At 69.0% G+C, this 19049-nt stretch carries 19 protein-coding genes; 15 read left to right on the top strand and 4 right to left on the bottom strand.

All coding sequences use genetic code 11. The features are described from left to right. Positions 1-48 precede the first annotated feature (48 nt). From B9P64_RS11710 to B9P64_RS11660, 11 genes are read left to right on the top strand one after another with little or no spacing between them, the layout of a single operon-like run. A complete protein-coding gene (locus B9P64_RS11710) occupies positions 49-2322 on the top strand; it encodes a TonB-dependent receptor domain-containing protein (protein WP_085316429.1) in 2274 nt (757 codons plus the stop codon). Between the two features lie 30 nt (positions 2323-2352). Continuing rightward, positions 2353-3201 (top strand): MotA/TolQ/ExbB proton channel family protein, encoded by an 849-nt coding sequence (locus B9P64_RS11705; RefSeq protein WP_085316428.1) that lies wholly within the window; start codon positions 2353-2355, stop codon positions 3199-3201. A gap of 2 nt (positions 3202-3203) precedes the next feature. Further along, on the top strand, positions 3204-3629 hold the full coding sequence (locus B9P64_RS11700) for an ExbD/TolR family protein (RefSeq protein WP_085316427.1): 426 nt from the start codon (positions 3204-3206) through the stop codon (positions 3627-3629). A gap of 28 nt (positions 3630-3657) precedes the next feature. Next, on the top strand, positions 3658-4086 hold the full coding sequence (locus tag B9P64_RS11695; RefSeq protein ID WP_085316426.1) for an ExbD/TolR family protein: 429 nt from the start codon (positions 3658-3660) through the stop codon (positions 4084-4086). Positions 4087-4100: 14 nt separating this feature from the next. Next, the gene (locus tag B9P64_RS11690; protein WP_085316425.1) at positions 4101-4754 is read left to right on the top strand and encodes an energy transducer TonB; all 654 of its coding nucleotides are present in this window, start codon (positions 4101-4103) and stop codon (positions 4752-4754) included. 11 nt (positions 4755-4765) lie between these two features. Then, the gene (locus tag B9P64_RS11685; protein WP_085316424.1) at positions 4766-6037 is read left to right on the top strand and encodes an extracellular solute-binding protein; all 1272 of its coding nucleotides are present in this window, start codon (positions 4766-4768) and stop codon (positions 6035-6037) included. Between the two features lie 27 nt (positions 6038-6064). Then, the gene (locus B9P64_RS11680; protein WP_139826282.1) at positions 6065-7045 is read left to right on the top strand and encodes a carbohydrate ABC transporter permease; all 981 of its coding nucleotides are present in this window, start codon (positions 6065-6067) and stop codon (positions 7043-7045) included. After that, entirely contained in the window at positions 7042-7932 is an 891-nt protein-coding gene (locus B9P64_RS11675; RefSeq protein ID WP_085316422.1) for a carbohydrate ABC transporter permease, read from the top strand. The genes B9P64_RS11680 and B9P64_RS11675 overlap by 4 nt, the downstream gene beginning before the upstream one ends. 32 nt (positions 7933-7964) lie before the next feature. Then, positions 7965-9053 carry an ABC transporter ATP-binding protein gene (locus B9P64_RS11670; protein WP_085316421.1) on the top strand — a complete coding sequence of 363 codons (1089 nt, stop codon included), beginning with the start codon at positions 7965-7967 and terminating at the stop codon, positions 9051-9053. A 32-nt stretch (positions 9054-9085) separates the two neighbouring features. Further along, a complete protein-coding gene (gene gtfA, locus B9P64_RS11665) occupies positions 9086-10564 on the top strand; it encodes a sucrose phosphorylase (RefSeq protein WP_085316420.1) in 1479 nt (492 codons plus the stop codon). A gap of 4 nt (positions 10565-10568) precedes the next feature. Beyond that, the gene (locus B9P64_RS11660; protein ID WP_085316419.1) at positions 10569-11060 is read left to right on the top strand and encodes an arsenate reductase ArsC; all 492 of its coding nucleotides are present in this window, start codon (positions 10569-10571) and stop codon (positions 11058-11060) included. Positions 11061-11066: 6 nt separating this feature from the next. Here the strand turns inward: B9P64_RS11660 and B9P64_RS11655 are convergent, their stop codons facing one another. Genes B9P64_RS11655 through B9P64_RS11645 form a run of 3 tightly spaced genes read right to left on the bottom strand, consistent with a single transcriptional unit; the run spans position 11067 to position 14282 of the window. Continuing rightward, on the bottom strand, positions 11067-11528 hold the full coding sequence (locus tag B9P64_RS11655; protein WP_085316418.1) for a hypothetical protein: 462 nt from the start codon (positions 11526-11528) through the stop codon (positions 11067-11069). A 35-nt stretch (positions 11529-11563) separates the two neighbouring features. Beyond that, the gene (gene recN, locus B9P64_RS11650) at positions 11564-13219 is read right to left on the bottom strand and encodes a DNA repair protein RecN (protein ID WP_085316417.1); all 1656 of its coding nucleotides are present in this window, start codon (positions 13217-13219) and stop codon (positions 11564-11566) included. Positions 13220-13238: 19 nt separating this feature from the next. After that, positions 13239-14282 carry an NAD kinase gene (locus tag B9P64_RS11645; RefSeq protein ID WP_085316416.1) on the bottom strand — a complete coding sequence of 348 codons (1044 nt, stop codon included), beginning with the start codon at positions 14280-14282 and terminating at the stop codon, positions 13239-13241. Between the two features lie 139 nt (positions 14283-14421). Here B9P64_RS11645 and hrcA point away from each other — a divergent pair, with 139 nt between their 5' ends. From hrcA to hemH, 3 genes are all read left to right on the top strand, one after another. Continuing rightward, positions 14422-15477: a heat-inducible transcriptional repressor HrcA gene (hrcA, locus tag B9P64_RS11640; protein ID WP_085316415.1), complete on the top strand. Its 1056-nt coding sequence runs from the start codon at positions 14422-14424 to the stop codon at positions 15475-15477. A 16-nt stretch (positions 15478-15493) separates the two neighbouring features. Further along, the gene (locus tag B9P64_RS11635; protein WP_085316414.1) at positions 15494-16048 is read left to right on the top strand and encodes a nuclear transport factor 2 family protein; all 555 of its coding nucleotides are present in this window, start codon (positions 15494-15496) and stop codon (positions 16046-16048) included. A 66-nt stretch (positions 16049-16114) separates the two neighbouring features. After that, on the top strand, positions 16115-17224 hold the full coding sequence (hemH, locus tag B9P64_RS11630) for a ferrochelatase (protein WP_085316413.1): 1110 nt from the start codon (positions 16115-16117) through the stop codon (positions 17222-17224). On the opposite strand, the gene B9P64_RS11625 is transcribed toward hemH, so the two are convergent. Then, positions 17221-18222: an alpha/beta hydrolase family protein gene (locus B9P64_RS11625; RefSeq protein ID WP_139826281.1), complete on the bottom strand. Its 1002-nt coding sequence runs from the start codon at positions 18220-18222 to the stop codon at positions 17221-17223. The genes hemH and B9P64_RS11625 overlap by 4 nt on opposite strands. 190 nt (positions 18223-18412) lie before the next feature. Here B9P64_RS11625 and grpE point away from each other — a divergent pair, with 190 nt between their 5' ends. Then, positions 18413-18967 (top strand): nucleotide exchange factor GrpE, encoded by a 555-nt coding sequence (gene grpE, locus B9P64_RS11620; RefSeq protein ID WP_085316411.1) that lies wholly within the window; start codon positions 18413-18415, stop codon positions 18965-18967. The last annotated feature ends 82 nt before the right edge of the window (positions 18968-19049 follow it).

The following is a 19049-nucleotide window of genomic DNA, read 5'->3' as shown; positions in this document are numbered from 1 at the left end:
TCAGGGCGCCGGTGACGACAAGAGACAGCGTCCACTGGAGACCGACAAATGACTTCGAATCGCAGAAACCTGCTGGCACTGGCCGTGGCGCTGGCGCTGCTGCAAATGGAGGGCGCGCTGGCCCAGGCCGCGCCCGAGGCCGCCGCCGCCGAGACGCCAGCGCCGGCAGCCGACAACGGCCTGAATCTGGACAAGGTGGTGGTCACCGCCGCGCCCGGCGCGCGCAGCAAGCTCAAGCAGAGCGTGTCGGTGAGCACGCTCGACGCCGAGCAGATCGTCAAGGCGGCGCCGACCAATGCGGCCGAAATCCTGCGTTCGGTGCCCGGCGTGCGGGCCGAGTCGTCGGGCGGCGAGGGCAACGCCAACATCACCGTGCGCGGCGTGCCGATCTCGGCCGGCGGCGCGCGCTATGTGCAGTTCCAGGAAGACGGCCTGCCGGTGCTGCTGTTCGGCGACATCGCCTTCGGCACCGCCGACCAGTTCCTGCGCGCCGACTACAACCTGGAGCGGCTCGAAGTGGTGCGCGGCGGCTCGGCCTCGACGCTGGCGACCAATTCGCCGGGCGGCGTCATCAACTTCCTGAGCAAGACCGGCAAGGACGGCGGCGGCAATCTGGGCCTGACCACCGGCATCGGCACGCGCCAGACCCGCTACGACTTCGACTACGGCGGCCGGCTCGGCGACAAGACCTATTTCCATGTCGGCGGCTTCTACCGCAACGGCGAGGGCGGCCGGCCGACCGGCTACACCACCGAGGACGGCGGCCAGATCAAGGCCAACATCACGCATGAACTCGACCGCGGCTATGTGCGGCTGAGCCTCAAGCAGCTCGACGACCACACGCCGACCTTCCTGCCCGTGCCGGTCGTCACCGAGAACGGCCACATCCGCAGCATTGCCGGCGTCGATCCGCGCACCGCCTTCTTCATCCCGGCCAGCCTTGCGCGCGATACCGGCGTGGACAGCAACGGCAATGCGGTCACCTCCAACACCCGCGACGGCCTGGGCGTGCGCACCACCGCCATCGGCGCCGAGGCCAAGCTGGATCTTGGCGACGGCTGGACGCTCGACGAGAAGTTCCGCAAGGCGAGCAATTCGGGCCGCTTCATCGGCATGTACGCGGCCGACAACGGCAGCAACGGCACGGCCGGCAGCTTTACCGGCGTGCTGTTCAACACCGCGCTCAACGACCTGGGCAATGTGTTCAACGATCTGCGCCTGTCCAAGTCCATCGACGATGTGGCGGGCGGCCGGCTCACGCTCACCGGCGGCCTGTTCAAGGGCCGCCAGACCGTGGCCGAGACCTGGTTCTGGAATAGCTACCGCCTCAGCCTCGACGGCCGCGGCGCCACGGTGCTCGATGCCGCCGGCAATCCCACCAGCCAGCCGATCGGCACCGGCTTCACCACCTTCGGCGGCTGCTGCGCGCGCAATTTCAACGTGGTCTACGACTCGACCGCGCCGTATGCGATCGCCGGCTGGGAGTCGGGCGGCTTCAATGTGGATGCGAGCGTGCGGCGCGATTCGCAGCGCGCCAACGGCTGGACCCAGACCGGCGACGCCACGACCGGCGGCTGGGATGCGTCGAGCCAGAAGACGGTGAATTACGGCGTCGACCACACCTCGTATTCGGTCGGCAGCAACTACTCCATCGACCGCAATCTGGCGCTGTTCGCGCGCACCAGCGACGGCGTGGCCTTCAGCGCCGACCGGCTGCTGTACGGCAGCGCGCTCGACGGCTCGGTGCCGATCAACATCAACGAGGTCAAGCAGCACGAGGGCGGCGTGAAGTGGCGCAACGGCGGCTTCAGCACCTTCGTGACGCTGTTCCAGGCCCGCACCAAGGAAAGCAACTTCGAGGCGACGACCCAGCTGTTCACCGCCAACCGCTACAAGGCCGACGGCGTCGAGCTGGAAAGCGCCTGGCGCAGCGGCGACTTCCGCGTGAACGGCGGCCTGACCTACACCCATGCGCGCATCGAGTCGGCGGTCGACACCACCACCGTCGGCAACAAGCCGCGCCGTCAGGCCGATGTGGTCTGGCAGATCGCGCCCGGCTATGCCTTCGGCCCGTTCGACCTGGGCGCCAGCGTGGTCGGCACCACCAAGTCGTTTGCCGACGATGCCAACACCATCACCTTGCCCGCCTACGCCGTGGTCAACGGCTTCGTCAGCTACCGCTTCGACAACGGCGTGCTGATCGGCCTGAGCGCCAACAACCTGTTCGACAAGCTGGCCTACACCGAAGCCGAAAGCGATGGCCACGCGGCCCGCGCGCTCAACGGCCGCACGGTCAAGGCCTCGCTCAAGTACTCGTTCTGACCGTCCTCGTTTCGATTTCCGGAGACATCCATGATTCGCACCCTTGCCCTGTCCCTGGCCGGTCGCTGGCTCGCGCCGCTGCTGCTGGTCTTCCTCTGCGTCGTCGGTCTGGCGCGCCCGGTCCATGCCGAGGGCGAACCGGCGGCACCGGCCGCACCGGTCGCCGCCAGCGCGCCGGCCGCGCCCGGCGCCGCCAAGAATGTCGAGCAGGTCGAGAACCCCTACGGCCTCGATGCGCTGTGGAAGGGCGGCGACGCCATCGCCCGCGGCGTGCTGCTCATCATGGCCATCATGTCGATGGGCAGCTGGTACATCCTCATCAGCAAGCTGGTCGAGCAGACCCGGCTCGGCAACCAGGCGCGCGCCGCCGCCAGGAGCTTCTGGAGCGCCGGCAGCGTGCGTCAGGGCGCCGATGCGCTCAAGGCCGGCAGCCCGTTCCGCTACATCGCCGAAAGCGGCCTCGATGCGACCGGCGTGCATGTGGGCCTGCAGGAGCACATCGACCTGAACACCTGGGTCACGACCTCGCTGCAACGTTCCTGCGACGAGGTGCAGGGCCGGCTCCAGGGCGGGCTGGCGTTTCTGGCGACGGTGGGTTCGACCGGGCCGTTCGTGGGTCTGTTCGGCACGGTCTGGGGCATCTATCACGCGCTCACCGCGATCGGCGTGGCCGGTCAGGCCAGCATCGACAAGGTGGCCGGCCCGGTCGGCGAGGCACTCATCATGACGGCCATCGGCCTGGCGGTCGCGGTGCCGGCGGTGCTCGGCTACAACTGGCTGGTACGGCGCAACAAGGCGGCCATGGACCAGGTGCGCGGCTTTGCCAACCAGCTGCATTCGGTGCTGCTCAGCACCCATCGCGCCGGCCAGCGGGGCTGACCGTGGGCATGAACATCGGCAGTGCCGACGCGGACGACGAGGTGGTCTCGGCAATCAACACCACGCCGCTGGTGGACGTGATGCTGGTGCTGCTCATCATCTTTCTCATCACCATCCCGGTCGTGACCACCTCGATCAAGGTCGAGCTGCCCAAGGAGCGCAACGAGGTGCGCGAGACCAGGCCCGAGAACATCGTGGTGTCGGTCGATCCGGCCGGCGGCATCTACTGGTTCGATGCGCGCGTGGCCGACACGGCGGCGCTGATCGAGAAGCTCAAGCGGGTCGCCGCGCTCGATCCGCAGCCGGCGGTCCATATCCGCGGCGACCTCGCGGCCGATTACGAGTCGGTCGGCAAGATCATCTACGCCTGCCAGCGTGCCGGCATCGTCAAGGTCGGTTTCATCACCGAACCCGGACCGGCGCACTGAGCCCGGCCATGCAGCCAAGGAGACAACCATGGGAATGAACCTGCCGAGCGGGGGCGGTGGCGAGCCGGACGTGATGGCCGACATCAACACCACGCCGCTCATCGACGTGATGCTGGTGCTGCTCATCATGCTGATCATCACGATCCCGATCCAGCTGCATTCGGTGAACCTGAACATGCCGACCGGCACGCCGCCGCCGACCCAGGTCGAGCCCGAGGTGGTCAAGCTCGATGTCGATGCCGCCGGCGTCATCTACTGGAACGGCGCGGTGGTGGCCGACCGTGCGGCGCTCGAAGCGCGCATCGGCGAAGCCGCCGGCCAGCCGCTCCAGCCCGAAGTGCATCTGCGGCCCGACCGCCATGCCCGCTACGAAGTGGTGGCGATGGTGCTGGCCACCGCGCAACGCCTCGGCCTCACCAAGGTGGGCGTGGTCGGCAGCGAACAGTTCGTCGAGTGACCGGGAGCCTGAGCGTGGATTTTTCAAATCAAGCCCGCAGTCCGCTGCGCCGCATGAGTGGACTGGGCGTGGTGGTGCTGCTGCATGCACTGCTGGTGTGGGGCCTGGCGTCGGGGCTAGGCCGCAAGGCGATCGAGATCGTCAAGAAGCCGCTCGACGCCAAGATCGTCGAGGAAGTGAAGCTGCCGCCACCTCCGCCACCGCCGCCGCCCAAGGCGGTCGAGCCGCCCAAGCCGAGCGCGCCGCCGCCGCCCTTTGTGCCGCCGCCCGACGTGGCGCCACCGGCCAGCACGGCCGCGCCGGTGATCGCCGCGGTATCGAGCGCACCTACGCCCGAACCGGCGCATGCGCCGCCCGCGCCACCGGCACCGCCCGCTCCGCCGGCGCCGCCGCCGGCACCGGCCCAGCCCGCCGTGCGCGACATCGCGCTGGCCTGCCCGAAGCAGGTGCGGCCCGAAATCCCGGCCGCCGCCATCGACGAAGGCATCGGCGGCGTGGTCAAGGCCGAGGCGCGCATCCGCAACGGCGCGGTGGTCGACGTGAAGCTGCTGTCCGGGCCGCGCGTGTACTACGCCGCCGTGCGCGCGGCGATGCGGCAATACAAGTGCGCAACCCAGGGCGACGAGGAAATCGTCGCGGTGCAGGAATTCGAGTTCAAGGTCGAGTGAGAGACGGGTTCATGAACAACAACAAGATCGCGGCGCTCGCCGTCGGGCTGGCGGGCTTGCTGGCGCAATCGCCGGCGCTCGCGGAGACACGCATCGCCATGTGGGTGCATTCGGGCGCCGGCCCGGAGGCCGATGCCTATGCCGCCTCGGCCGACGCCTTCAATGCCGGCAGCGCCGACATCAAGATCGATCTGGTGCGGCTGCCCGAGGGCAGCTACGGCAACCAGATCAGCGCCGCCGCGCTGGCGCGCAAGCTGCCCTGCGTGCTGGAGTTCGACGGGCCCAATGTCTACAACTACGCCTGGTCGAAGAAGATCGTGCCGCTCGACGGCTATCCCGAACTGGCGCGCCTCAAGGACAGCCTGCTGCCCTCGCTGCAACAGCAGGGCACGTATGCCGGCCGGCTCTACACGCTGGCGCAGTTCGATTCCGGGCTGGCGATCTGGGGCAACCGCAAGCTGCTGACCCAGGCCGGCGTGCGCATTCCCGCCGGCCTCGACGACGCCTGGAAGCTCGACGAGTTCGAGACCGCGCTGGTCCGGCTCAAGCAGGCCGGCGTGCCCTATCCGCTCGACATGAAGTTCAACTACGGCGTCGGCGAATGGTCGAGCTATGGCTTCGCGCCCATCGTGCAGAGCTTTGGCGGCGACCTGATCGAGCGGGTGCAGCTGCGCCGCGCGACCGGCCTGCTCAACGGCGAGGCCTCGGTGAAGGCGCTGACCGCGCTGCAAGGCTGGATCAAGGCCGGCTATGTGAATGCCGCGACCAAGGACGACAGCGACTTCGTCAAGGGTCGCGCCGCGCTGTCCTATGTGGGGCACTGGGTCTACCGCGACTACCGCAAGGCGCTCGGCAGCGATCTGGTGCTGATCCCGATGCCGCGCTTCGGCGCGCGTGCGGTCACGGCCGCCGGCTCGTGGAACCTGGGCATCTCCAGCGATTGCAAGTCGCCCGAGGCGGCGGCGAAGGTGCTGGCCTTTCTCATGACGCCGGCCGAGATCAACCGCATCACCGATGCCAACGGCGCCATCCCGGCCACCACCGAGGCGCTGGCCGCAAGCCGCGATTACCGCGATGGCGGCCCGCTGCGGCTCTATGTGGAGCAGCTGCGCCGGATTGCCGTGGTGCGGCCCAAGACGCCGGCCTATCCGGCCATCAGCGGCGCATTTGCCGAGGCGCTCAACAACATCGCCGCCGGCGCCGACGTGAAGCACGAGCTGGATCGGGCGGCGAAAAAGATCGACGAGAACATCGAGGACAACAAGGGCTATGTCGTCCGCTGAGGCGGCGCCGCCCTGTTCGAGGAAGCCATGTCCATGACCCCTGTCATCGCCTCCGGCGCGGCCGAGCCCGCGCTGCCCGAGCGGCCGCTCAGGTCGCGGCGCCGCGCCAGCCTGGGCTGCCATCCGGCCACGCCCTGGCTGTTTGCCGCGCCCGGCCTGCTGCTGCTCGGGCTGTTTTTGGTGCTGCCGTTCTGCCTCGCGTTCGGGCTGTCGTTCACCGATCAGCGGCTGGTGGCCAACGACGAGCTGGGCACCGATTTCGTCGGCCTGCGCAACTATCTGCGGCTGTTTGCCGACGACAGCTTCTGGGCCGCGCTGCGCAACAACTTCGTGTTCGCGCTGGTGGTGGTGCCGCTGCAATCGGCGCTGGCGCTGGGGCTGGCGGTGCTGGTCAACCAGAAGCTGGCCGGCAGCCGGGTGTTCCGCACCATCTACTTCATGCCGGTCGTCACGACGATGGCGGTGGTGGCGGTGATCTGGTCGCTGATGTACAGCCCGGATCAGGGCGTCATCAACCGGCTGGTCGGCGTGCTGAGCTTCGGCCTGGTGGCGCCGCACGACTGGCTGCGCGATCCGGCGCTGGTGCTGCCGGCGGTGATGCTGCTGTCGGTCTGGCAGGGCGTGGGCTTCCAGATGCTGGTGTTCCTGGCCGGCCTGCAAGCCATTCCGCTCGACCTGTACGAGGCCGCCAGCCTCGACGGCGCGACCCGCTGGCAGCAGTTCCGCCACATCACCGTGCCGATGCTGCGCAACACCACGATCTTCGTCTTCATCACCACCACGATCTACGCCTTCCAGCTGTTCACGCAGATGCAGATCGTGGCCAGCAGCGGCGCGTCGGCGCCGATCGACAGCTTTCGCACCGTGGTGATGCTGCTGGTGCACGAGGGCTTTCGCGACGGCAAGATCGGCTATGCGTCGGCGATCTCGGTGGTGTTCTTCGCCATCGTGGTCGGCATCTCGGCGCTCCAGCGGCTGGTGCTGCGCGAACAGGGAGCGGGCCGATGAGCGACCACCGTTCGCAACGCGCGGCCCGGCTGCGCGAGAAGGCCGGCGCCTATGCGCTGCATGCGCTGATGACCGGCTTCTTCCTGTTCCCGCTGGTGTTCATGTTCGTGTCGGCGCTCAAGTCCGACGAGGCCCAGCTGCTGCGCGACATGGGCGGGCTCGGCGCCTTCCTGCCGCGCGGCGAGATCTCGCTGCAGAACTTTGCCGACGTGTTCACGCGCACCAACTTTGCCCGCGCGATGTTCAGTTCGCTGTTCACGGTGGGCATCACGGTGCTGCTCGGCATCGTGGTCAACAGCATGTTTGCCTATGCGCTGGCGCGCTTCGCGTTCCGGGGCCGGCGCCTGCTGCTGACGCTGGTGGTGGCGCTGATCGTGATTCCGTTCGAGGCCATCGCGGTGCCGCTGCTGCTGCTGGTCAACGAGCTGCCGTGGTTCGGCGCCGAGGGCTGGGCCGCCGGCTGGCTCGACAGCTATCACGTCCAGATCGTGCCCTTCATCGGCCATGCGTTCTCGGTCTACCTGTTCTACCAGTTCTTCATCGAGCTGCCGCGCGACCTGGAAGAGGCCGCCGTCATGGATGGCGCGACGCGCTGGCAGATCTACTGGCGCATCGTCATGCCGCTGTCCAAGCCGGTCATCGCCACGGTGGCGGTGCTCCAGTTCCTGGCGCGCTGGGGCGATCTGCTGTGGCCGGTGATGACGGTGCGCAGCGACGAGTTCGCCACGCTGCCGCTCGCGATGCAGACCTTCTTCGGCCAGTTCCCGCGCCAGTGGGGCGATGTGATGGCCTTCGCCACGATGGCCACGCTGCCCACGCTGGCGCTGTTCGTGGTGTTCCAGCGCTGGTTTGTCCGCAGCGTGGTTTCCAGCGCAATCAAGGGCTGAGCCCGCGCCAACAACAACAGGAGAGATGGCTCATGGCCAGCGTGACCCTGCGTGAAATACGCAAGCGCTACGACAGCGAACACGAGGTGATTCGCGGCATCGACCTCGATGTGAAGGATGGCGAGTTCATGGTCTTCGTCGGCCCGTCGGGCTGCGGCAAGTCGACCTTGCTGCGCATGATCGCCGGCCTCGAAGACATCAGCGCCGGCGAGCTGCGCATCGGCGACCGGCTCGCCAACGACCTGCCGCCGGTCGACCGCAAGGTGGCGATGGTGTTCCAGAGCTATGCGCTCTATCCGCACATGACGGTGGCCGAGAACATGGGCTTCGGGCTCAAGCTGGCCAGGCAGCCGCGCGCCCACATCGCCGAGCGGGTCGCCGAGGTGGCCCGGGTGCTGCAACTCGACAAGGTGCTCGACCGCTATCCCAAGGCGCTGTCGGGCGGCCAGCGCCAGCGCGTCGCCATCGGCCGCGCGATCCTGCGTTCGCCCGAGGTCTTCCTGCTCGACGAGCCGCTGTCCAATCTCGACGCCACGCTGCGGGTGCAGATGCGCATCGAGCTGACCCGGCTGCACCGCGAGCTGGGCAGCACCATGATCTACGTGACCCACGACCAGACCGAGGCCATGACCATGGGCGACCGCATCGCGGTGTTCAACGGCGGTCATGTGGAGCAGGTCGGCGCGCCGATGGACCTGTACCGCGATCCGGCCAATGTGTTCGTGGCCGGCTTCCTCGGTTCGCCGCGCATGAACTTCATCCCGGCCTGGCTGGTGCCCGGCACCGACCGCTGGTGGGTCGAGCTGGGCGAGGCCGGCGGCTTCGGCACGCCGGCGCCGGCCGATACGGCGCTGGGGCAGGGCCGCCAGCTCGGCATCCGGCCCGAGGGCTTCGACTTCGTCGAGCCCGGCCAAGGCTGGCGCGTGACCACCGAATTCGTCGAGCACCTCGGCGATACCGAACTGCTCTATTGCCGCATGCCCGGCGTGGCCCAGCCGCTGTGCATCAAGCAGCCCGACGGCGCGGTCGCGGCCGACATCGGCAGCCCGCTCCACCTGCGGCCCAAGCCCGGCGCCTGTCATGTGTTCGACAGCGACGGCCGGCGTCTCGGCTGCTTCTGAATCCGTCAACCGCAGGCTTTCCTCAACTGCCCATGAAAAACCAGGTCCAACTGATTACCTATGTCGACCGGCTCGGCGGTGGCGGCATGCGCGAGCTGCACCGGCTGCTCACCGGCCGGCTGCGCGACGTGTTCGGCGCCGCCCATCTGCTGCCGTTCTTTCATCCCATCGACGGTGCCGATGCCGGCTTCGATCCGATCGACCACACCCAGGTCGATCCGCGCCTCGGCGACTGGCAGGACGTGAAGGCGCTGGCACAGGACATCGACCTGATGGCCGACGTGATCGTCAACCACATCTCGGCCGACTCGCCGCAGTTCCGCGACTTTCATGCGCGCGGCTCGGCGTCGGACTACGACGGCCTGTTCCTCACCTTCGGCCAGGTGTTCACCGACGGCGCGACCGAGCAGGATCTGCTCGGCATCTACCGGCCGCGTCCGGGCCTGCCGTTCACCTTCACCACGCTGGCCAACGGCGAGCGCCGCATTCTGTGGACCACCTTCACGCCGCAGCAGATCGACATCAATGTGCGCCATCCCCAGGGCAGCGCCTATCTCGCGTCGATCCTCAAGACCTTCAGCGAGAACGGCATCCGCATGGTCCGGCTCGATGCGGTCGGCTATGCGATCAAGTCGGCCGGCAGCAACTGCTTCATGACCGAGGCCACCTTCGACTTCATCGGCGAGTTCGCGGCCCAGGCGCGCGAGCTGGGCATCGAGGTGCTGGTCGAGATCCATTCCTACTACCGGCGCCAGATCGAGATCGCGGCGCATGTCGACTGGGTCTACGACTTCGCGCTGCCGCCGCTGGTGCTGCATGCGTTCAACTTCCGCACCGCGCGCGCGCTCAAGGGCTGGATCGCGGTGCGGCCGACCAATGCGCTCACCGTGCTCGACACCCATGACGGCATCGGCGTGATCGACATCGGCGCCGACGCCGCCGACCGCGAGGGCAGCCCCGGCCTGGTGCCGCCCGGCGAGCTCGACCGGCTGGTCGACATGATCCATGAGCGCACCGGCGGCAGCAGCCGCCAGGCCACCGGCGCCGCCGCGTCCAATCTCGACCTCTACCAGATCAACTCCACCTTCTACGACGCGCTCGGCCGCAGCGACCGCCAGTACCTGCTGGCGCGCGCGATCCAGTTCTTTCTGCCCGGCGTGCCCCAGGTCTATTACGTGGGGCTGCTGGCCGGCGCCAACGACATGGAGCTGCTGGCGCAGACCCGCGTCGGCCGCGATATCAACCGGCACCGCTACAGCCCCGACGAGATCGAGCGCGCGCTGGCCCAGCCGGTGGTGCGCGATCTGGTCGAGCTGATCCGCATCCGCAACCGCCATCCGGCCTTCGGCGGCCAGTTCCAGCTGCTCGCCTCGCCCGACGAGCAGCTGGCGCTGCTGTGGACCGACGGCAGCGAGGCGGCGCGGCTGGAGGTGGATTTCCGCAGCCTCAACTACCGGCTGGAGTTCACCGAGCACGGCGTGCTGCGGCCCTGGGAATTCAGCGGGTACTGATGCCATGACGACCAATGTTCTGATCCTCTGCACCCACAACTCGGCGCGCAGCATCCTGGCCGAGGCCATGCTCAACCATCTGGCCCGGCTCGGCGGCCACGATGTGCGGGCCTACAGCGCCGGCAGCGCGCCAAGCGGTCAGGTCAACCCGGCCGCGCTCACCGTGCTGGCGGCGGCCGGCGTCGCCATCGACGGGCTGAGCAGCAAGAGCTGGGACAGCTTCACCGGGCCGCAGGCGCCGGCGATGCAGATCGTCATCACGGTCTGCGCCAACGCCGCCGGCGAGACCTGCCCGGTCTGGCCCGGCGCGCCGGTGCAGCTGCACTGGGGCTATCCCGATCCGTCGCGGGTCATCGGCGACGCCGACCGGCGCGCCGCCTTCGACTTGACGCGCCAGGCGCTTGGCTACCGCTTGCAGCAGCTGCTGGGCCTGCCGCTGGCCGACATGAGCACCGAAGCCTTGCGCGCCGCCTTGCTCGCCATCGGGCGCAGCTGAGCCGGCTTACTGCGCCGGCCGAGGCTCGGCCGGCTGCGCCGGAACGGCAGGCTTGGCCGGCGTCGGCTGGCCGCTGACGCTCCCCGGCACCACATACCCGCCTTGCCCGATCGGCAGCTCGTCGAACACCTGGATCTGGTCGACGTAGTAGCGCGTGTCGCCGAAGCAGCTGCCCGGCAGACCCACGCGCTGCTCGTAATGCAGCGACACGCGGCGGCCCATGGCGGCGTTGATCTGGCGCGCGACATCGTCGCTGAGCACCGTGAACTCGAACTTCTCGGGCACGGTGCCGGGCATGGCCACCATCGACAGCTCGCCTTCCCAGGTCTTGCAGAGCCAGCCCTTGTGCGAAAACTTCTGCACCCAGCCGGCGCGCTCGCCGTTCGAATAGCTCCAGTGCAGCGCAATCCAGAACCAGCCGGCAACCAGCATCAGCAACACGACGAGGACGAGCAGGACTTTTTTCATGAGGCTGGGAATCGTTGGAATCGTTGGAGGCGCGCTCAGCGCGCGATCAGCTCGCGCGCGGCCCGGCGCGTGGCGGGCGTGATTTCTACCCCGCCCAGCATCCGCGCAATCTCTTCCACCCGCGCCGGGCCGTCGAGCGGCGTGACCTGCGAGACGGTCTGGCCGTCGTGCGTGGCCTTGGCCACCGCGAAGTGCGTATCGCCCTTGGCCGCCACCTGCGGCAGATGGGTCACGCACAGCACTTGACGCTGCGTGCCCAGCCCGCGCAGCAGGCTGCCGACCACCTCGGCCACGGCGCCGCCGATGCCGGTATCGACCTCGTCGAAGATCAGCGTGGGCGGCGCGGTGGCGCCGGTGGCGATGGCCGCGATCGCGAGGCTGATGCGCGCCAGCTCGCCGCCCGACGCCACCTTGGCGAGCGGCCGCAGCGCGACGCCCGCATGCCCGCTGACGAGGAATTCGAGGTCTTCGAGGCCGTGGGCGCTGCCGTCGTCCTCGGCGCGCTCGGCAAAGCGCACGTCGAAGCTGCCGCCGGCCATCGCCAGCGTCTGCATCGCGTCGGTCACTTCGCGCGACAGCAGGGCGCCGGCCTTGCGCCGCGCCGCGCCAAGCGCCTGCGCCGGCGCCACGTAGGCGGCGCGCGCCTCGGCTTCGCGGCGGGCGAGGGCGTCGGCGTCGGCCGATTCGCCGAGGTCCTTCAGCGCCTTGGCCACGCGGTCGAATTCGGCCGGCAGCGTTTCGGGCGTGACGCGGTATTTGCGCGCGGTGGTGTGCAGCGCGTCCATGCGCGCATCGAGTTCGGCCAGCCGCGCGGGGTCGATGTCGATGCGCGCGAGATAGGCGTGCAGAGTCGACACCGCATCGCCGATGGCCGAATCGGCATCGGTCAGCGCCTGCACCGCATTGGCGAGCGTCGGGTCGATGGCGGCCAGCGGTTGCAGCCGCGACAGCGCCTGGCCGATCAGGTCGCGCGCCGCGCCTTCTTCATCGGCCAGCACGGCGCTCGCGCCCTGCGCGCCCTCGATGAGGCTGGCGGCATGCGACAGCCGGCGGTGCTCGGCCGAGACCTCGTCCCATTCGCCGCTGCGCGGCGCGAGCCGGCTCAGCTCGTCGAACTGCCATTGCAGCCGCTCGCGCTCGATTTCCACCCGGGTCGCGTCGCGCTCGAAATCCTCGCGCTGGCGCCGCACCGCCTGCCAGGCGCGAAAGGCCTCGGCGACCGCGCGCGCCTGCGGCTCAAGCCCGGCATGCGCATCGAGCAGCACCCGCTGCGCCGACGGCTTGAGCAGCAACTGGTGCGCATGCTGGCCGTGGATGTCGACGAGGAAGTTGCCGCAGTCGCGCAGCTGGGCTTGCGTGGCGGCGATGCCGTTGATCCAGGCCTTGCTGCGGCCCTGGCTGTCGACAGTGCGGCGCAGCAGCACGCTGCCCGGGTCGGCGGCCAGCTCGTGTTCGGCGAGCCAGTCGTCGAGGTCGGCCGGCGTGTCGAAAGTGGCGGAAATGTCGGTACGGCTCGCGCCTTCGCGCACCACGCCGGCGTCGGTCTTGGCGCCGAGCGCGAGCGCCAGCGCATCGATCAGGATGGACTTGCCGGCGCCGGTCTCGCCCGAGAACACGGTGAAGCCGGCACCGAAGTCGATGCGGCATTCGCGGACGATGACGAAATCCCGGATGTGGAGTTGAACGAGCATCGGTGGGGAGGAGGGCGGATCAGGTCGTGACGGCCTTGCGGCGCGGGCTCTTGCGGGCCGCGCCGCCGGTGGGCATGCGGGTCCAGTGGAGCTTTTCGCGCAGGACGCCGAAGTAGTTGTAGCCGGGCGGATGCAGGAAGGTGACACGGTGCGGACTGCGGCGGATGACGATCTCGTCACCCTCGCGCAGCTCCGTGAAGGTCTGCATGTCGAAGCTCGCCGACGCCGGATTGACCAGCAGCGTGTCGTGCGCAAGGGGCGTTGCGCGATCTAGCGTGACGGCGATTTCCACATGCTCGGGCAGCACGATCGGGCGGTTGGACAGCGCCTGCGGCGCGATCGGCACCAGCACCAGCCCGGCCAGCTCGGGATGCAGGATCGGCCCGTGGGCCGACAGCGAGTAGGCGGTCGAGCCGGTCGGCGTGGCCACGATCAGGCCGTCGGCGCGCTGGGTGTAGGCATGCACGCCGTCGACGCTCACGCTCACCTCGACCATGCCCGAGATGGCGCCGCGCGCGATCACCACATCGTTGAGCGCCACCGCCTCGAACAGCACCTGCGGCTTGGCGCGCGCGCTGCTGCGGCGCTGCACCCGGGCTTCGAGCATGAGGCGGTTCTCGCTCTTGAAATTGCCGTCGAGGATGGCGCCGATGGCGTCGAAGGTGGTGGCGAGCGGAATGTCGGTCATGAAGCCGAGCCGGCCGTGGTTGACGCCCACCACCGGCACGCCCTCGCGCGCCACCTGCCGCGCAATGCCGAGCATGGTGCCGTCGCCGCCGATGACGATGGCCAGATCGATCTGGCGCGCCAGCTGGGCGATGTCGGCGATCTCGTGCGCGGGCGCCTTGAGGGTTGCGCCGGTGTCGGGGTCGAACAGCACATTGAGGCCGCGACGCCGCAGAAAGGCGGCCAGTGCCACGATGGGCTCGGCGATGCAGGCGCCGCCGTATTTGCCGATGAGCGCGGCGGTCCGGAAACCGCTGCTGGCGCCAGCCGGCGGACGCGTTGCGGACGGGGCCGAATCGGCGGCCGGAGCGGTCTTTGGGGCGGGCTTTTTCGGCATGGCGGCGATTAAACCACAGGGTTTCTCGGCCTCCGTGACGCTGCGCAGGCAGGGGCGGGGCCCGGATTGCGACCCTGTCCGGGAATGCGCGCGGCCGTCGGCGGCCCGGCCGGCGCGGCTGTTGCTTAGAATTTGACCCATGAAATCGAACGGATCGGAATCGGGGCTGGACAAGCGGGCGCAGGCGCTGCTCAAGGCGCTCATCGAACGCTATATCGCCGACGGGCAGCCGGTCGGCTCGCGCGCGCTGTCGCGCATGGCCGGCATGGACCTGTCGCCGGCGACCATCCGCAATGTGATGGCCGACCTGGAGGAGATGGGCTTCGTCGCCAGCCCGCACACCTCGGCCGGGCGGGTGCCGACGGCGCGCGGCTACCGGCTGTTCGTCGATTCGATGCTCACGGTGCAGCCGCTGGACCAGATCCCGACCCGCAGCATCGACATCCAGTTGCAGAGCCAGCTGCAACGCGGCGATCCGCAGCGCGTGATTTCCACCGCCGCCCAGGTGCTCGGCCATCTGAGCCAGTTTGCCGGCGTGGTGGTGGCGCCACGGCGCAGCGCGGTGTTCCAGCAGATCGAGTTCCTGCGGCTGGGCGAGAAGCGCGTGCTGCTCATCATCGTCACGCCCGACGGCGGGGTGCAGAACCGCATCCTGTTCACCGAGCGCGATTACGTGCCGGCCGAGCTGGCCGAGGCGGCGCAATTCCTCAATGTGCATTTCGCCGGCCACAGCTTCGACGAGATCCGCGTGCGGCTTTCCACCGACCTGCGCCAGATCCGCGACGACATGAACCAGCTCATGACGCGCGCGGTCGATGCCGGCGAGGACGCGATGACCGACGACAGCGACGACGTGGTCATCTCGGGCGAGCGCAACCTGCTCGGCGTGCAGGACCTGACCGACGACATGGATGCGCTCAAGCGGCTGTTTGCGGTGTTCGAGCAGAAGACCTCGCTGCTGCGGCTGCTCGACACCTCGGCGCGCGCCGAGGGCGTGCAGATCTTCATCGGCGGCGATTCGGCGCTGGTGCCGGTCGATTCGATGAGCATCGTCACCGCGCCGTATGAAGTCGACGGCAAGATCGTCGGCACGGTCGGCGTCATCGGCCCGACGCGCATGGCTTATGACCGTGTCGTGCCGATCGTCGACATCACCGCCAAGCTGCTGACCAACGCGCTGTCCTCATCACACTGAAAGCGGGGCCGACCCGATGGCGCCCAATGCGAGCGATCCAGGTCGCGCCTGGCAGGAGCCGGGCGCGCGCCTGTACCGGCGCTCGATCCTGCACAGCGAGATCGAACCGCATCCCAATGCCCGGCTGCTCGACCAGTTCTTCGGCGCGCTGGCGCTCGGCGAGGCGGCGGCGGCCGGCATGTTCTACGCCGCCGACGCGCGCATCAGCGTGCCGGCGCTCGAGCTGCGCGATCTCGGCGCCGATGCAGCGCGCCGGCTCTGGCGGCTGCTGCTCGAAGACGCCAGCGATCTGCATGTGCAGTACGCCGTGGTGCATGCCGACGAGCACGGCGGCGAGGTGGTCTGGATTGCGCGCTACACCTGGCGCCCGACCGGCCGCATCGTGACCCAGCGCCTGCACGGGCGCTTTCAGATCCGCGCCGGCCGCATTACCGCCGAGACCGAGCAGTTTTCGCTCTGGGCCTGCGCCCGCATGGCGCTCGGCTGGCGCGGCGCGCTCGGCGGCTGGAGCCCCTTGCTGCGCATCCGCATCTGCCTGCTGCTCAGTCAGCGCCTGACCCGGCGCGGCTGAGCCGCCGAACCGGCCCGCGCCGGCGCGGTCACAGGCGCTCACCAAAACCAATCCCAACCCCCGCCCATGCGCTTTCTCGACGACACCACCACCCGACACGGCCAGCCCGCGCGCAGCGCCGTGCTGCTCGTCAATCTGGGCACGCCGGCCGCGCCCACCGCCGCCGCCGTGCGGCCCTATCTGGCGCAATTCCTCGGCGACCCGCGCGTGGTCGAGATTCCGAAGGCGATCTGGAACCTCATCCTCTACGGCGTGATCCTGCCGGTGCGCGCCAGGAAGTCGGCCGCCAAGTACGCCAGCATCTGGACGCCCGACGGCTCGCCGCTGCGCATCCATACCGAGCGCCAGGCCACGCTGTTGCGCGGCTGGCTCGGCGAACGCGGCCTGGATGTGGAAGTGGCCTGGGCCATGCGCTACGGCGAACCGAGCATCGAGAAGACGCTGCTCGATCTGCGTGCGCGCGGCGTGGAGCGGCTGCTGGTGCTGCCGCTCTATCCGCAGTACTCGGCGTCGACCACGGCCACGGCGGTCGACGAGGTGTGCCGCTTGCAGCAGCGGCTGCGCAACCAGTTCGAGCTGCGCTTCATCAAGCACTACCACGACCATCCGGCCTACATCGAGGCGCTGGCGGCGCGGCTGCGCACCCACTTCGAGCAAAGCGGCATGCCCGACAAGCTGGTCATGAGCTTTCACGGCGTGCCCAAGCGCACCCTGCTCAAGGGCGATCCCTATCACTGCGAATGCCTGAAGACGGCGCGCCTCGTGGCCGAGCGGCTCGGGCTGGCCAAGGAGCGCTGGCTGGTCACCTTCCAGTCGCGCTTCGGCAAGGCCGAATGGCTTCAGCCCTACACCGCGCCCACGCTCGAAAAGCTGGCGCGCGAGGGCGTGCAGCGGGTCGATCTGTTCTGCCCCGGCTTCACGTCCGACTGCCTCGAAACACTGGAAGAGATCGCGCTCGAAGGGCGCCAGACCTTTCTGGGCGCGGGCGGGCGCGAGTTCAACTACATCGACTGCCTGAACGACCGGCCGGAATGGATCGATGCGCTCGCCGCCATCGTCGAGGACCACGGCGCCGGCTGGCTGCCCCGGCTGACCGACCGGCCGCAGCGCGAACGCGCCGCCGGCCTCACGCGCGAACTGGCGCGCGCCGCCGGCGCCGAGCGGCTGGCCGACTAGCGCCGCTCGAAGCGGTCGTCGTCAGCCAGATCGCGGCGGTTCTGCCGCGTCTTGAGCCATTGCTCGGCCTGGGTCATGCCGCGCAGATGCGCATCCCAGAACGCCAGGCTGAACAGCTGCACCGCATGCACGTCATGCGCATCGGCGCTGGCGGCGCCGGGCTCGCGCGGCATGGCGGCGTAGCCGGCATTGCCCGACAGCACCGCATGATCGGCGTTGTGCAGCCAGAGCAGGTACTTGCCGCCGGGCGGCATGGCGTAGAACGGCCGGGTGCGTTCCTCGGGCGCGTCGGCGAGGCCGAAGCGGTCCACATCCTTGCTGCCGGTGATGAGCATGAACGGCAGCTTCACGTCGCTGAACTGCGACTCGGCATCGACCCGGTTGCGCACCGTCGGGCTGAGCGCGATGGCGGCGCGGATGCGCGGATCGGCCAGCACCGGCAGTCGCATGCTGGCGCGCTGGCCGGCCAGCACCTGCACCGTGTAGGCGCCGAGCGAATGGCCGGCCAGGCCGATGCGGCCCTGGTCGATGAGCCGGCCTTCAGGACGAATCCGCAATTCGTCGAGCACGAAGCGGATGTCGAAGGCGCGCGGCGTGACCAGATTGCCGGCGCTCGACGAGCGCAGCGCCTTCATCACCGCCGTGTCGCCGATGAGCGCGTCGACGAAGGTCGAATCGCTGCCCGGATGCTGGATCTGCACCACCGCATAGCCGTAGCTGGCCCAGTACTCGGCCCAGATCTGGCCGCTCTCGCGGTCGCCGCCAAAGCCGTGCGAATAGACGATGAGCGGAAAGCGCTCGGCCGGGTTGCGCGATTGCGGCAGCCGCAGCCGAACCGGGATGTCGCGATTGCGGCTTTCGTCGCGCCAGATCTGGTCCACGACCTGCACCTGATAGGCCGCCGGCGCTTGCGCCTGGGCTGCCGCCAGCATGCCCATGAGACCGAGCCAGAGCAGCAACAGGCAGATCGATCGCGATGGGTGGGGGGGCTGGGTCATGGGCCGGAATGCTAGCGGCCGATGGCGGCCGGTCCGGTCGCGGGCGCCTCCGGCTTTGTAAGCAAAACGCTCCCGGGCCGTCTTGAAATTGCGCCGGCCGGCCGCATGTGCCGTGCCGAAGCTCGCGCTTTGCAGCGCAGTGCCTTGATTTGCAAGACTTTTGGACCGACCGAATTCACTGGACCCAGGGATGCCCGAACTCGACCCCACCTCTGCCGCGCCGTCTGCCGAGGCGCCCAACCGTACCGAATCCGATACACCCGCCAGCACCGCGCTCGACAGCGAAATCGACCAGTTGCGGCGCGATCTCGAAGCCGCGCAGGCCAAGGCCGCCGAGCAGACCGAGCTGTTCCTGCGCGCCCGCGCCGATGCCGAGAACATCCGCCGCCGGGCCCAGGACGACGTTGCCAAGGCGCACAAGTTCGGCATCGAGAGCTTTGCCGAATCGCTGCTGGCCGTGGCCGATTCGCTCGAAGCCGCGCTCGCGGTGCAGAACGCCACCGTCGACAGCTACCGCGAGGGCGTGAACATCACGCTGCGCCAGCTGACCCAGGCGTTCGAGAAGAACAAGCTGTTCGCGATCAACCCGGTCGGCGAGAAGTTCGATCCGCACAAGCATCAGGCCATTGCCGTGGTGCCGGCCGAGCAGGAGCCGAACACCGTGGTGTCGGTGATGCAGAAGGGTTACTCGATTGCCGACCGCGTGCTGCGGCCGGCGCTGGTGTCGGTGACCGCACCCAAGTGATTCCGGCTTGGCCGGGCGCCGATCGACGGCGACCGCCGCGCCGCTTGAGCGCCGCCTCTTGAATCCGCGCAAAACGTAACCA

The sequence above is a fragment of the Derxia lacustris genome (assembly GCF_002105195.1).
GTDB lineage: Bacteria > Pseudomonadota > Gammaproteobacteria > Burkholderiales > Burkholderiaceae_E > Derxia > Derxia lacustris.
The sequence above is the reverse complement of the archived record's forward strand: the minus strand, read 5'-3'. Positions and strand labels throughout refer to the sequence as shown.